Here is a 15,280-nt window from a genome sequence, read left to right as displayed (position 1 = left end):
TATTATAATTTTTATGACTAATTGTTTGCGATCTGTTCATTATGATTGAGATATATATTCGATATATGGCAATAATTCGACTTCTTTCTTCTAAATGCTAACAATTAAGATGTTTTTTTTAAATCGTTCCCGACTATGAAATTTATCTTGCTTAAAAACTAATAAGTTATTTTTGCTTATGAAACGAGCGCCTAAAATAGGCGTAGTTTAATTGCAGTTAGTACATGTTGTAAATTTTAAGCAATCCATGAATGAGTAAATTGCAATCTAGCAATTAATTCAATCCTATAATACTCAATAAGTTGACATAAACTGCTAATTAAGTATCTGATTAGTAAGTTTACTATGTAGACGGTATAATTGTTAATCGTTAGACGATCCTGTTAAACAACGTTTACTTATATTTTATTTGTTAGAACTAGCTATATAATAATAGCATTATAAATGCAGCATAAGAAAATTTTGAAGTATTCTGCTAATAAAAATTAATATGTAATTACATGCCAACATAATATTTTACTTCTTAAAATTGAAGGTATACTTGTAGAAATATTATTAAATATTTTTGTAACAAAAACACATATACTGTATACTTAATGCTAAATTAAAAATTTTCTATTTTATATATAAAACATGTAATTTTTAGTTAACTACCCATGATATATAAGTATTGCTATGAACTTGAACTTTAGTATAAAAAGCAAAAATTGGATAATGCAGTCCTGCGTATAGGAACTTTTGCATTACAGTATATAAAATAAAATGTAATGATAAGCAACTAACAATTAGATTTGCTTAAAAAAAATCAGAGCCAATAGAAAACAATTTTTCAATTTTCTTTACCACTTTGTAGTTAGCAAATACTATCACACGATCATTGACACAAATAACGGTATCAGAAGTAGGTAGAATAACCTTATCTCTACGTACTATTGCGCTAATTGTTACTCCGGGAGGTAGAGGAGTATTTTTTAATGGATGCCCAGTCAGTACTGATTTTTCTGTTATTTCTGCTTCAATTATTTCGCCAAAGTCTTCTCTTATCGAATATATTTGACAAATATGACCTTGACGAACATGTTGGAGAATTGTAGAAACAGTAATAGTCCGTGGATTCACCAAGGTATCAATCCCAATCTGGTTAATTAGCGGAGCATAGGTGGATGAATTAGTCAGTGATATCGTACGTTTACAACCAAAACGTTTAGCTAGTAAGGAACTCAAGATATTTACTTCATCGTCATCAGAAACGGCAATAAAAGTTTCTCCTTGAGATATATTTGCCTCCTCCATAATTTCTGGGTCGAGGACATTACCATTGATTACCGTGATATTCTTGAGAGATTGGGCAATATAATGCGCACGGGAATTTTTGCATTCGATCAGTTTAGTGGTTACACCGCGATGCTTGCACTCAATTTCTTCGGCAATTGCCAAACCGATATTTCCACCACCAGCAATTATGATGCTACGAGGTTCAGGTTCCTTATTTCCAAAACTAGCTAGTGTATAAGATATTTGCTCGTTATCACATACAAAATATACATCATCTCCTGGTAATAGTTGTTCTTCTGTTTTTAACAAAATAGTTTTATTATCCCGAATAATACCGATGATAACTACGAGCAATTTAGCAAAGAGCGAGGCGAGGTGTTTTAGGGGAGTATGGATTATGGGTGTTGTTTTATTACAGCGTATTCCTACAATTTTAATTTTGCCGTTTGCCATAGGTAGCGCTTCAAGCGTACCAGGTAATTCTAGGCGTTGACCAATCGCGCGGGCAACTTCTTGCTCAGGTGATATGATCACATCAATGGGAATGTGCTCATTTGAGAATAAATTACCCCAGGTTGGATTCAAATAATCCTGGTTGCGCACTCGAGCAATCTTGATTGGTATATTAAATATTGAATGAGCAACTTGACAGGCCATCATGTTAACTTCGTCGCTATAGGTTACCGCGATTAGCATATCTGCTTCACGCGCTCCTGCTGCTTCTAGTACGCTAGGATAAGCGGCTAAGCCAACTATTCCTCGCACATCAAGTGTATCACTTATATGTTGGATCAGTTCTGTTGATTGATCGATTAGTATGACATCATTTTGTTCGCTGGCAAGCTGTTTAGCGATATTAGTGCCAACCTGTCCTGCACCACAAATAACTATTTTCATTTTAGTACAAACTTCATATAAAAAAAGTAATATCTAAATAATTTCTTAGCCTATAATCACATTATAATATCCTATACTTTTGTATAACGTCAAGGGATCTACGCTATACAATTAATTGTTGTACAGTAGTCTATTACCGCATTAATTGCCTTAGATTAAGCTATTAACTACTCTCGATATTTTTAGAAGTATTGCACAATAATTATTGCTTTGTATCTTCATAAGGAAAGAGTATTTTATACTTTAGACAACATTCAGACTTAAGTTAACTAAAGCATACGATGATTGTTTAATATTTTAAATATATTTCGAAATTCTCTCCTAGATATATTAAACAAATACGATATACAGTTAATAAAAGTTTTTTGTTTAGGCACCTTTCAGAAATTATTTATTGTTACAGAAAAAGATTAGCTATGTAATCGTGCGTATGTTAAGTTTTACTTTTAATGTTTTCAGGTCATTGGTAAAATTTATACTTTATTACTTTATAATGTTTTATAGTTATACATGTAGTATATTCCTACTAGTTTAGTTGCAACAAAACAGTATAAATTTTAGCTCACCTAGTGAATAGGTAATGTTTGATTATAAGTTAATCAACTTTTTTACAAAATATTTCAAGGCTTTATCTCTATAGGAAGAACCTAGCTTAAAACGTAATGGACCGAAAGATGTTATATCCACAAAAACCGTCTTTTCTGTTGACCTACTCTCGAAGAAAAGATGCGCTTTTTCATTATATTATTATAATTAGTCTATAATCTTAAATAAAAAACTTTTAATACCATTAAGTATCATTTTGTACCGTAAGTGCTTATTTGTTGTAATAATTATTTCTATATACTGAATTTATAATGCACTGCATCATATGTCTTAGAAAAATTAGCACTTAATATTTAGCCAAATTTATAGCTTTTACATCACGGATAATGCAAAAGAACTTTTTTCTTTAATTATCAAAGATATAGTTGTTTATCACTTAGATCTTAGTATTTTTTAACGATTAGAATATTTTTATACATAGCAGATTAGTCATGCCTAATAAGTAAAAAGAGAAAAGTGCCTTGCTCATAAGGTACATATAATTGAAATAAAACATGATAATATAGAATATTTTTACAAAAGACTCTGATTAATCTTTAGCTTGCTTATGCAATGTTCTTCCTAGTCATCTTAATTGAATAGATCTTGTTGGATTTCTTAATAATTAACGTATTTTTGCGCGGATAGCTAATTTTAACTTGAAATTAGCTTAGTCAATTTCTTCAATTTGACAACAGCATATTACCGATTTTTATCGAAATCCAAATTAATTGATCTGCTGTTATCTTATTTAGCCAGTTAACTTTGCAGTTGTTATTCAATAGCCCATAGTAAGAAGACAATATCTTAAAATTTTGATAATAAAATGGTTATTTTGCTCATTTTAGATATTACTCCGGAACAATTCCTTATGTTGTGGTTGAACTGCTTTCGCATTAAACCTATCGACAATCTTCGATTCAGAATGTTGATATCATTTTGAATGAAATGGCTAGCCATTTTTCCTCGATCAATTGGACATTGCAGTAATCTTCTTTCACTTCGTCAAGGAATGTAAAAATAACCAACTGCATAAAGATATGCTACCAATAGAAAGCTATTTTCGTTAAAATTAGGGCTAATACTGGGAATAACTATAAAGTAAGATATCGAATTATGATTAAAGCATTTTAATGCTATCGTATTAATACATGATTGTATCATTTACAGCATATTGCTGATTTTTGGATCGAGAGCGATCCGATCGCATTGAGAAATAACTAAAAAAAATAAATAAGATATTTATTTTTTTTAGTTACGTAGTATCGATCATAGAGTCGATTTTATTATTGAGGCCAAACTATATCTTACCCGTAGTGAATTGAATTCATAGTATTATATTGATAATAGGTCGAACTTAGCTCCAAAGGAAAATCAATATGAGCATAGATTTGGTTTAGCTAAGCAAACAACAAGATCATCATTTATGTTAAAACAAATAATTTGTAATTAGGTAGTAACAACCTGTTTGAATGATTCGGCTGATACTAGAAATACTTATTTTAATTAGATAATTAAGTTATCTTTATTAACTTTATACTAGTGATTTATCATTATTTTTTTAGTTAGATGCTTCCTTGCAGAGGCAAGCTAAATTACTTATGTTAATTTATTTAACTCAATTGTTCATGTACGTGACAATGAAGTATATAACTAATAAAGCTCATTAGAGGAGCGTTTCCTACTTTGATTCCTAAAAACCTGTTCATTACTGAATTGATTAGAGCATATTGCTTGTTGCATGAATAAAAATTACTAACTTGGGTCAGCGATGTGAGAAATAATTCATATTTTTATGGACAACCTAAATTACAAAATAAGATCAAAATCTACTCTTGATTAACTAATCTTGTTTCTCTGAATAGAGATATATCGCTCCATTTCACCAATATTTTGATATTCAAAGTAATAACTATTGTCAATCTAATTCTTTAATTACAGCTGTCATGCTCATAAGATAAAACAGCATTAACTTTTAATACAGTTACTTTATAGTTCAAAATAGGTAGTTAATAAATTATCCAATTTGCTTAGCTACAAAATCACGAAAAAATGAAATAGTAGCTTCGCTAACATGATGTTCAATACCTTCAGCATCTGCCTCTGCGATATCTCGGTCAACACCAATAGCTATGAGGAAATTACAGACCATTTGATGGCGCTCTTTACATGTTTTTGCCAAGACACGACCATTGTCAGTAAGGAAGATAGCACGATAAGGTTTACTGGTAACGTAACCATCGCGCTCCAACCTTTTTAGTGTATTGTTGACGGTTGCTGGAGTTACACCAAAGCGTTCGGCTAGAGTCACTGCACGGGCTTCGCCATCCTGATCGATCAAGTTAGCGATCATTTCCACGTAATCTTCCGTAACCTCACGTGCATGTTCATCGCGCAATCGTTTAAAGGTTCCCGCTTGGTTATCGATAGCTTGGAAGATACAGTCGTTCGCCATTTCGTCCTCACGCAAAAAACCCTAATTTAAATTTTATGTGGGATTCGCTTTCAAGCAATTTGTCGTTAAAGTCGTTAAAATTGATAATAATATTTATACATGTGATTATAGAACATTTCAAGACTTGTTAATAACAATCCGACTTTAACTTTGAAAATCAAGAAAACTGATTATAGAGTGTATAAAATTTATAATTAATTACTTAAACTAACTATTTGTATGTAAAATGCTTTAATCTTTAAGCTTAACTGAATTATACTATCTAGTATAGTATTATATTGCGTTAGCGTAATAGTGAAATATTGATTATTGAGTTGATAATATCATTTGGCTTTTCTTAAAAGAAAAAAAGAATCAAGGTATGACCAGCAAATACTGTTGTTATAATGGTTTAAAAAATTTGGAGTATTGTAAGGTAAGTTTTTATTACTGAGATTAACTTTTGCTTAGCGGTATTTTTATCCCGAAAAGGTAATAGCTATTCTTAATAAAATCAAGAATAGCCTTCTTTAAGACTATTGTTGCCAATAAAATTAATAATTTTAATAAACTAAGTAAAATATGATAGTTATTATACGCAAACATTAAATAATATTTATTTTGTTTTTTAACTTAAAACAAAGCAACTATATTTTGTATTTATATCTCTAGATTAAATTTTTTTTTGGTAAAAATTGCATACTTTAGCATTGCCGCTGTTTTATCGTTTAGATTAGTTTTAAGTATTAAATTAAGGCAATCTTTTGCGAAAATTAATTATTTTATCATCAATACTTTAGATAATTTAGATGTTTTTAAACACTACACTTATTATGTACGATAAGTTATTTTATATTTTAATACTAAATTACATAATTTTATGTCTTAGATAAGAAATGATTCGATAATATTATCGATTGCATGCTTAGTTATATACAAAAATTACAAAAAAACTTATAGTACGTTCTTGCGAAGAAATATCTTAAAAAACAACTAGTTTTATGCTGAACTTACTAGTATAAGAAGCCATATTATCCTGCTTATAGTTCTGATTGTTGCTTAATTTTGTAATTGAATTGCTTTAGTAGGATAGTGTTTGTAGTAATTTGCTCATCTTTTGTAAAAAAATCCTAAAAAATAGATGAAAATATAGTGCAAATGAATAATTAGTATTAACAAATAACTCCATTTCGCAAAATGACATTTTGCAGTTATACAAATCTAATGCTCAAGAATTGAGCTGAGCTATTTAGCCAGACAAATAAGACGATTTGCTAGTTGGTTTATTTGTAGAAATAAACGTTTTTTTTGACTGATTAAGGATTTCTTAGACGAGTAACTAAAATTTTGCTTTTCTTATAAATGTAAAAATCAACCTTAGCAGCAATTTACGAGTTAGTTGAAAAATACTATTTATTATTTTAGTTTTATTAGACATGCTAATAAAATAAGTTGTTAATTAGTATCTTTGTTAAAATAAATTGATCCTGCTCTCCTATGAATTTCTTCTAGAAAGTTCCCTATTGACTGCTTTGTGCGGAAATTGATATTTAAACCTTTTTCGTTGCATACAACTCCAATTTAATCAACAAGTTAATTTATATCTTGCGATAATAGAATTATTTAAAATTAAACCTGACGGATTATTGTTCGTGCTGCTAAACTGATCTTAAAGAGATATTGTTTTTATCATTTCATTGTAGTGTTAGTCTGCAAGAATGTTTTTTTTTACGTTTCAGCTTTTGATAAATTAAGATATTTCTATAATAGATATTTATTAATTTAGCCATTGCTATTATTAGGTACTCTCTAATTAGAGTGTTTTATTTGCAAATGCATATTGAGTAAATTATCTTTTTAATTTAAGTAAATTAAACTTAATTACGGTTAATAATCATTTTAATTTGCTTAGTAGTAGAGCAAAAACCAATAATACTATTGTAGAGATAATATATAGACATATTTACTTTTTCTAAAGTAATTAATATTAGAATTAACGCTAGGAAATCTTACTTTGATGCTTGCTTTATAAGCAGTTAGTATCATTTTTTAATCTTTTATTAGGATACTATGATATCGTTAACAAATGATTCGTTCTGTTACTTTATCATAGTTAATTAAAGTAACACTAATTATTTCATAAAGTTATTTTATTTTAAGTATTTCTTTTGAAATATATTTACTAATTACTTAAAATTATCCTTAATCAGTTTATTTTTCAATCTAAAGGTTAGCCTAACCTTTAGGCAGAAGATTCAAGTATAGTATTTAATAAAAGTTTGTCTTTAAATATGCAATTATGCTGATAGCAAGTATATGTTAATCTATTTAAATTATTATTTAATGAGCAATAGTCAAAATTAATCTTAATTGATTAAACAATTAATTTTTTAATATGCTAATTACTAACTTTTATTGGGATGAATTGGTTGTGTGTATTATCAATTTAACTAATCTTGTTGGATTACTCACTAAATGAACATTTAAATGCTTAAATTAGGCATAAATAGCATTTTTACTTATCTAGCATGAATTTATTATACTTTTGGCTAACTGAACAAAATTATAATCATATTGTTGGTATTATAAAAATTAATATTTGCGATTGAATAAGTATTTAGAAAGCTAACAATCGTTTACAAAATCCTTAGCATTTAAGGAGATAAACTTCGATGCATTATTGATGCTTTAATCATATATGATTTGCATAAGCTCTTAATGGATTTTCTACATTAAACTTATTAGGCTAAACGATAAAAGATTTTCCGGAGTTTGTTTGAAATTTAAAAAAAAAACGATTTCATTTAAGCAAGCTACAAACATGTCATAGGTAGTAACAAGCAGAATAATTAACTCTTGGATGAAAGCTAGGTGAAATTTATTAGAATCGCAATTGTGTATGGATAAACTTAAAATTGTACAGTGTGTAATATAATTAATGCGCTTATTTAATTGCTTAAAGTTATATAGTCTATGAAAGATTTTTTTTCGATTGGACAGGTATTTTATGAATTTTAAATTTAAAAAATTTAATTTGTTGAAGCCTACTTAATTCAATTTATTCGCTTGTAACTATTGTATTTTTAGTTGAAACATGGACACTAACTGAATATTAAGAATAAATTTAATTATTTATATTATCCTCTTTTAGGCCGAACGGAAAATGACTTTAGTGAAAATTGACAACTAATTTTTATATTTTTATTTTACTTTAATACTATTTATTTTATAGTGCTGCTTTATTTTTGTTGACTGCTTGGCAAAGCCAAGCATAGGTATATTATTAAGTCAATTGCCTACAATATTGATTCTATCTCTAACTTGTTATACATTAAGAATAATTTTAAAATTGGCCTCTTAATTGATAAAATCATTCGAAATTAATTGTTTACATTTTTAAATATGGTATATAGGTTGACCCTAGTATATTAGTTTATCTCTAAATAAAAGAAAATATCAAGTAATAAAGTAATTTTGTTGTTAGCGTACTGCGCTATATCAGGCGTTGTTTAGAAAAACAAACAACTTGCTTTAGTAATCTTTGACGATAGTCGATTTAAAAAGTAATTCTTCTTCATGTGCTTTAGCATATTCTATGGTAAATCGCTCTGTCTAAACTGTTGTCAGGCGATAAGTATAAATTGTTTATTTGAGTAGATATATAATCAGCATTATAGCTTAATAGTATGACAACAAACATTTCTAGTATACGAAACTTCGCGATTATTGCCCACATTGATCATGGAAAATCCACATTAGCTGATCGTCTAATTCAGATGTGTGGTGGACTCACTAACCGTGAGATGAAGCAGCAAGTCCTTGACTCTATGGATATTGAGCGGGAGCGAGGGATTACTATTAAGGCACAGGCTGTCCGTCTGATTTACGATGCTAAGGATGGCAATAGATATACGTTAAACATGATTGATACGCCTGGACACGTAGATTTTAGCTACGAGGTTAGCAGATCACTAGCAGCTTGTGAAGGCTCTGTTCTAGTAGTTGATGCTGCGCAAGGTGTTGAGGCGCAAACACTAGCTAACGTTTATCAGGCCATTGAGCTAAATCATGAGATCATACTTGCTTTAAATAAGATTGATTTGCCTGCTGCTAATCCAGAGCGAGTCAGGCAAAATATTGAAGAGGTGATTGGCCTGGATACGTCTAATGCTATAATGATTTCGGCAAAGACTGGTTTTGGCATTGATGAATTACTTGAAGCAATTATTGACTTTTTACCTTCTCCGAATGGTACTAAGGAGGCTCCGCTAAAAGCAATTTTGATAGATAGTTGGTACGATAGCTATCTTGGTGTTACCTGTCTTGTACGTGTAAATGAAGGCACCCTAAAGAAGGGCCAGAAGGTGAAAATGATGCAAACTGGTGCATTGCATCGAATTGAGCTAGTTGGTGTGATGACGCCAAAAAGGCTTTCTGTTGATGAATTAGGTCCAGGGGAAGTAGGATGCATAAATGCTTCTATCAAAAAAGTAGCTGATACTAATATTGGGGATACAATAACTGAGGAAAATCGCCCAACAGATAAGTTGATAGTAGGTTTTAAGCCAATTATTCCCGTAGTTTTCTGTGGAATATATCCAGTTAATCCAGCTGATTGTGAAGTTTTGCGTGACAGTATAGAGAAATTACGTTTAAACGACGCTAGCTTCCAATTTGAACCTGATACCTCAGCTGCGCTGGGATTTGGTTTTCGCTGTGGATTTCTTGGTTTACTTCATCTGGAAATCATCCAGGAACGCTTGGAGCGGGAATTTAATCTTGATTTAATTACTACTGCACCAAGCGTGGTTTACAAAATTTACACAGTCGATAAAGCAATGATTTGCCTGCATAATCCTACTGAGTTACCCGAATTAATGAAGATTAAATATATAGAAGAGCCAATGATTAAGGCTACAATTTTTGTGCCAGAAAAGTATCTTGGTCATATCATAGCTCTTTGCATTGAACGTCGAGGTGAGCAAATTAAGCTAATATATTCGGGAGACCGAGCAATGCTAGTTTATCTTCTGCCTCTTAATGAGGTTGTATTTGACTTTTATGATCGTTTAAAAGCAAATAGCAAGGGCTATGCAAGCTTTGATTATCAAATGGCTGGCTATAACAAGAGCGATTTGGTTAAGTTGTCAATCATGGTTAATTTTCAGACCGTGGATGCATTATCGATGATTGTTCATAGAACTCGCGCTGATCCACGTGCTAGAGCTATGTGTTTGCTTTTGAAAAAACTTATTCCCAGACAGCTTTTTAAAATCGCCATCCAAGCAGCAGTTGGAGGGAAAATCATCGCTCGAGAAACTATTAGCGCTATGCGTAAAGATGTAACAGCGAAATGCTATGGTAGAGATGTTACGCGAAAGAAAAAATTATTGGATAAACAAAAAAAGGGTAAGAAAAAGATGTTGCAATCTGGACGAGTAGAAATTCCACAATCCGCTTTTATTGCTGTCTTGAAGTTAGATGTCTAAGTTACAAAAAGTATTTTACCTTTTGTAATTCAATTAAAATTACTAGCTTTTTAATATATTTGATATATTTTTATTGATATCAGATTCTCGATTTCGAAATATGCCAACTGAGAAGAATAACCGGTAGAAGGCCAACCACTAAAATAATTAGTGCTGGTGTGGCAGCTTGGGTTAACCGTTCGTCAGCTGCTAAATTGTGCGTTTGCACAGCAAGAGTATTAAAATTGAACGGACGTAAAATCATCGTTGCTGGCAGCTCTTTCATCACATCAACAAACACAATAAGTGTTGCGGTTAGCAGACTGCTTCGCAACATTGGTAAATGTACTCGTTTCAGTATTGATTTGGGAGAGTGCCCTAGAACCTGGGCAGCCTGATCCATGTTTGGGGTTATTTTAGTCAATCCTGCTTCGGTAGTATGCAGTGATACTGCAAGAAAACGAACTAAATATGCGTACACCAGAGTTGCAATAGACCCACTAATTAACAATCCGGTAGATAATCCTAATATGTGTCGTGTTGCATCATCTACACAACGATCGAATATCGATACAGGAATCAAAATACCAATGGCAATAACCGAACTCGGCACCGCGTAGCCGAGTGCAGCTATTTTGGTAAGTAAATTAGTTGCGCAATCTTTCGATAATCTATTTGTATACGCTAGCAACAAAGACATTAAAACAGCTATGAGGGAAGTAATCCCGGCTAGGGTAATGCTATTAATCGTCATGGTTATGTAGCGTATAGCAAACAACTTGTGCCCGTTGGTTGTTGCCATGTGAATTAGCAGAATAGTAGGCAGTAAAAAACCTACAAATACGGGTATAGCACAAGCTGTAAAGGCGCCTGCTGCTTTCATTTTAGTGAGTGCGAATATAGGTAATGTGCGATAGGTGTTGGTGGTGTGATCAAATCGTTGGCGTCCACGGGAAAAACGCTCAATGGCAATGACTATGATCACAAAGATGAGTAAGCCGGTGGCAAGTTGAGCTGCAGCGACTATGTCTCCAAAAGAGAAAACTGCTAAGTACACCCCTGTGGTAAAGGTCTGTACCCCAAAATAAGATACAGTGCCATAATCAGCTAACGTTTCCATAAGAGCTAAAGCAATACCCGCAGCAATCGCTGGTCTTGCTAACGGCAATGCAATTCGTATAAATGTTTGTACAGGTGTTTGTCCTAGTGTCCGACTGACTTCGATTACACAGACCGATTGTTCTAGAAAAGCTGCTCGAGCTAGTAGATAAACATAAGGGAACAAAGTAATCGTTAACATAGCGATTACTCCTCCTAGAGATCGAATTTCTGGAAACCAATAATCTCTTGGGCCTAAATAGAAAATTTGGCGTAATATTTCTTGTACAGGTCCAGCATGCTCTAAAAAATTAGCATAGGTATAAGCTAATACATATGCTGGTGCAGCTAGTGGCAAGACTAGTGCCCATTCCATTATACATCTGCCGGGAAAACGACACATAGTAACTAACCATGCAGTACCAACTCCTATACTGCCAGTTCCAAGCATAACCCCGATAATTAATAGTATGGTATTAATTATATAAGTTGGTAGTAGTGTATTGTAAAAATGAAAAATTAATTCAGTCCGCGCCATAGCATGCAGGAATACAGTGAAGATCGGCGCGGCTACTAGTAGAGCGCATGTAATGGTAGTAACAAGGAAAAAACGATAGTGGAAAGGCATGGACATACCTTAACAGAAAGGCTAATTTTTCCCTTTTAAGCTTTAAAGTTATTGTATTTAACAATTAAAGCATATTATAGCAATAAAAATATTTGTACAAACGAAAATTTCATATAATAATAACAATTAGCTATAATTTTATAAAAAAATTAAAAAGATAACGGATAATAAATATTTTTTCTAAAAAAATACTAAGCTAGATTTTAGCTAGCATCAGACTAAACACAATTACTAGTGTAAAGTAATAATGGTATATCCCCATTGATGATATATAAAAACTAGTAAAGTCTTTTAGACGATGAGTAATGATATTTATATATGTTTTTATTTATACATTTATGTATAAAAATAATCGAATAAATTTTATGTAATTGAAGAAATGCATATTCGTCTCCTAGTTCAAATTATTTTTTTAATAGCAGATAAATGTTTATCTTATTATAATAAGATAATAAAAACTAGCAAATTTTAACTTTTAAAAAAAAGATTTTTTATTTATGTTAATGAAAATTACAAATAGTTTTAAAAACGTATATTTATACTCATGGGATACAATATTTTTTATTGAATACACTATTGTATAATCTTTATTTCTTATTAAGATAAACGCAATTTATTATAGTTTTATAATAAACCAAATTATGGATCGTATCCTCTTTTATAAAGTAAAGAAAACAAGATTTATTATAATTATTTAGTAACCATTGTTATATAACAGACACGGCTTATACTATAAGCTAATGCAGATTAATCATTAAGTAATCCAATTAAAAAAGATATAATCCTATTCTTTTCTGTTTGGAAAAGGATATGCTGACTATTGGCTAATCAAACAAAACACTCAATTTTTAACTTTCAAGTGATCGCTCACGATAACTTAAAATAATGTTAGCAGGACATACTACAAGTTAAACTGGATAGTAATTTACTTACTTATTGGAAGTATTTGAGCTTAATGTCAACTAGTAAAATAATTGATCTATTGATTAATAACCATTCAATAATACTAAGCAGTAAAATATAATTTGAATATAGTTACTAGAATAATTCTTAGCCTATGACTAGTGCATAGCATACTAAGTATGGTGTAAAAGCACTATCCCGTTTAAATATTTGTAAAAAACGTATACTTAAAAATTACAAAAGTAATTGGTATTTTTTAGAAGGATCCCCAGTCAGGTTTGTATGGTTTGATTATCGCTTCATTAGCAATAAGTTGATGATTGAAATTAATAGAGGACTTTAGGCTATCAATACGTATCATCGCTAAACCGATACCTTTTACTTCATTGCTGTCACGATCGGCAACGACACTACGAACTTCACCGATATCACGTCCATTTAAAGTTATTTTTGTTCCTATTTTAGGTATAGATCCATTAATGTTTATTGGCATCAATCTTCGTTTTACTAAACCGCGATACTTAGTACGAGCCGTTAACTCTTGTCCTATATAACAGCCTTTTTGGAAGTCAATTCCACCAAGTTCTTCAAATCCAGCCTCTAGTAATAAGGTTTTTTTAACTGTCATATCTTTGGCACCATCCGGTAGCCCTAGGGAAATACGGTGGCGCTCATAAGATTCGCGATCCGTCTCTTGTAATTTAGTCGTTTTTAATATGCTTGGTTCAATTACTTTGTAACAGAGAATGCGAATACCAGCATTGATATGCCGTGGATCAATGAAGGCAAAACCTTCGTCAAACTTACTAGTTGCTCCACGTTTAGCTGGAAGATTGATTAAGTCTAATGCGTTTCTTCCAAATATTGCCGCTAATATCCAGTCTTTAGAGTCGATTGAAAGCTCAATCTTTGAGCGTAATTTATATTTTTGCAGACTGCAAAAAAAATCCTGAAGACGATCAGCAGCAGTATCGATCAATAATGCATCGTTAATATTAATTAAGAAAAAATCGTGAAGAAACTTGCCTTGCGTAGTTAACAAAGCACCGTATCCAGTAGATTCAGGAGTAACTTTAAAAACATCATTGGAAACTAAATTTTGTAAAAATTGAACTCGATCTTCTCCGGCAACCCGGATAATTCCCCGATCATCTAATATGTGAAAATATGCCTCAGCCATGGTATTGACCTATATAACTATTGTTAGGTGACATAGGTTGACTTATGCAACAAATGTCATATTGTAAATTAGTAATTTTTATATTTTATTCGTTTGTAGATCTACTGATATCTAGGAATTAATCAGCAGCATGGATTATTTATTTGATGGCTAGTCTTTAGCTATTAAACAAAAAATTTCATCCAACAGCATTATAGATCTACCGTAGATAGAATCTATTATTTTCACAGCAAATATATCAAATTAATTTATTGAATACTCTGATTCAGTCTTCAAAATTATTCTTAAATAAGATTTTGATATATAAAAATATATAAATCTATCCTAATTTAATTAGTATAGATATTTGTTTGTATATTTCTAAATATTTTTTAATTTTTATTAACCATAAGTAAAGATTGTTAAAATAACTTCTTTAATATTACCTAAAGATGAGTTATGCTATATGATATATTTTTAGAAAGATCATTTATCGCTTTAAATTTTTTTTAATAAAAAATCAATAATATTTTAAAATTAAAATTTTTTTAAAATATCTGTATAAAATTATCTAATGGAATATTAGGTAAGATAGTGATTAATTTTATGTATTAGATTGTTATGATTGAGCTAAAGAGCTAAATTTATTTAAAAGTATTGTTGCTTTAACTGAACAACCTCGTTTAGCAAACTACTAAAACAAATACACGATTTATTGTTATACTATCAATTGCAGTTATCATTAAGTAATTATGATATAAGAAGTTATTAATAATCAATTAACTAGATTGATTATTAAGCGCAAAGTTTACCTGTCTAAAGAACAATTTTGC

Annotated in this window: 5 protein-coding genes; 1 reads left to right on the top strand and 4 read right to left on the bottom strand. The window is 30.8% G+C overall.

The window, feature by feature from the left end:
* Positions 1 to 795 precede the first annotated feature (795 nt).
* Both trkA and mntR read right to left on the bottom strand, forming a co-directional pair.
* The gene (trkA, locus tag A1OE_RS03655; RefSeq protein WP_015089066.1) at positions 796 to 2,172 is read right to left on the bottom strand and encodes a Trk system potassium transporter TrkA; all 1,377 of its coding nucleotides are present in this window, start codon (positions 2,170 to 2,172) and stop codon (positions 796 to 798) included.
* Between the two features lie 2,602 nt (positions 2,173 to 4,774).
* Complete coding sequence (mntR, locus tag A1OE_RS03650) at positions 4,775 to 5,212, bottom strand: manganese-binding transcriptional regulator MntR (protein ID WP_044283417.1); 438 nt, start codon at positions 5,210 to 5,212, stop codon at positions 4,775 to 4,777.
* A 3,665-nt stretch (positions 5,213 to 8,877) separates the two neighbouring features.
* Between mntR and lepA the strand changes: the two genes are divergently transcribed.
* Positions 8,878 to 10,680 (top strand): translation elongation factor 4, encoded by a 1,803-nt coding sequence (lepA, locus tag A1OE_RS03645; RefSeq protein ID WP_015089056.1) that lies wholly within the window; start codon positions 8,878 to 8,880, stop codon positions 10,678 to 10,680.
* Positions 10,681 to 10,759: 79 nt separating this feature from the next.
* Here lepA and A1OE_RS03640 read toward each other — a convergent pair whose 3' ends face one another.
* Both A1OE_RS03640 and ygfZ read right to left on the bottom strand, forming a co-directional pair.
* Positions 10,760 to 12,385 carry an ABC transporter permease gene (locus A1OE_RS03640; protein ID WP_158512544.1) on the bottom strand — a complete coding sequence of 542 codons (1,626 nt, stop codon included), beginning with the start codon at positions 12,383 to 12,385 and terminating at the stop codon, positions 10,760 to 10,762.
* A 1,159-nt stretch (positions 12,386 to 13,544) separates the two neighbouring features.
* A complete protein-coding gene (gene ygfZ / locus A1OE_RS03635; protein ID WP_015089054.1) occupies positions 13,545 to 14,468 on the bottom strand; it encodes a CAF17-like 4Fe-4S cluster assembly/insertion protein YgfZ in 924 nt (307 codons plus the stop codon).
* Positions 14,469 to 15,280: the final 812 nt, after the last annotated feature.

This window comes from Candidatus Endolissoclinum faulkneri L2 (assembly GCF_000319385.1).
GTDB classification, from domain to species: domain Bacteria; phylum Pseudomonadota; class Alphaproteobacteria; order Thalassobaculales; family Thalassobaculaceae; genus Thalassobaculum; species Thalassobaculum faulkneri.
The sequence above is the reverse complement of the archived record's forward strand: the minus strand, read 5'-3'. Positions and strand labels throughout refer to the sequence as shown.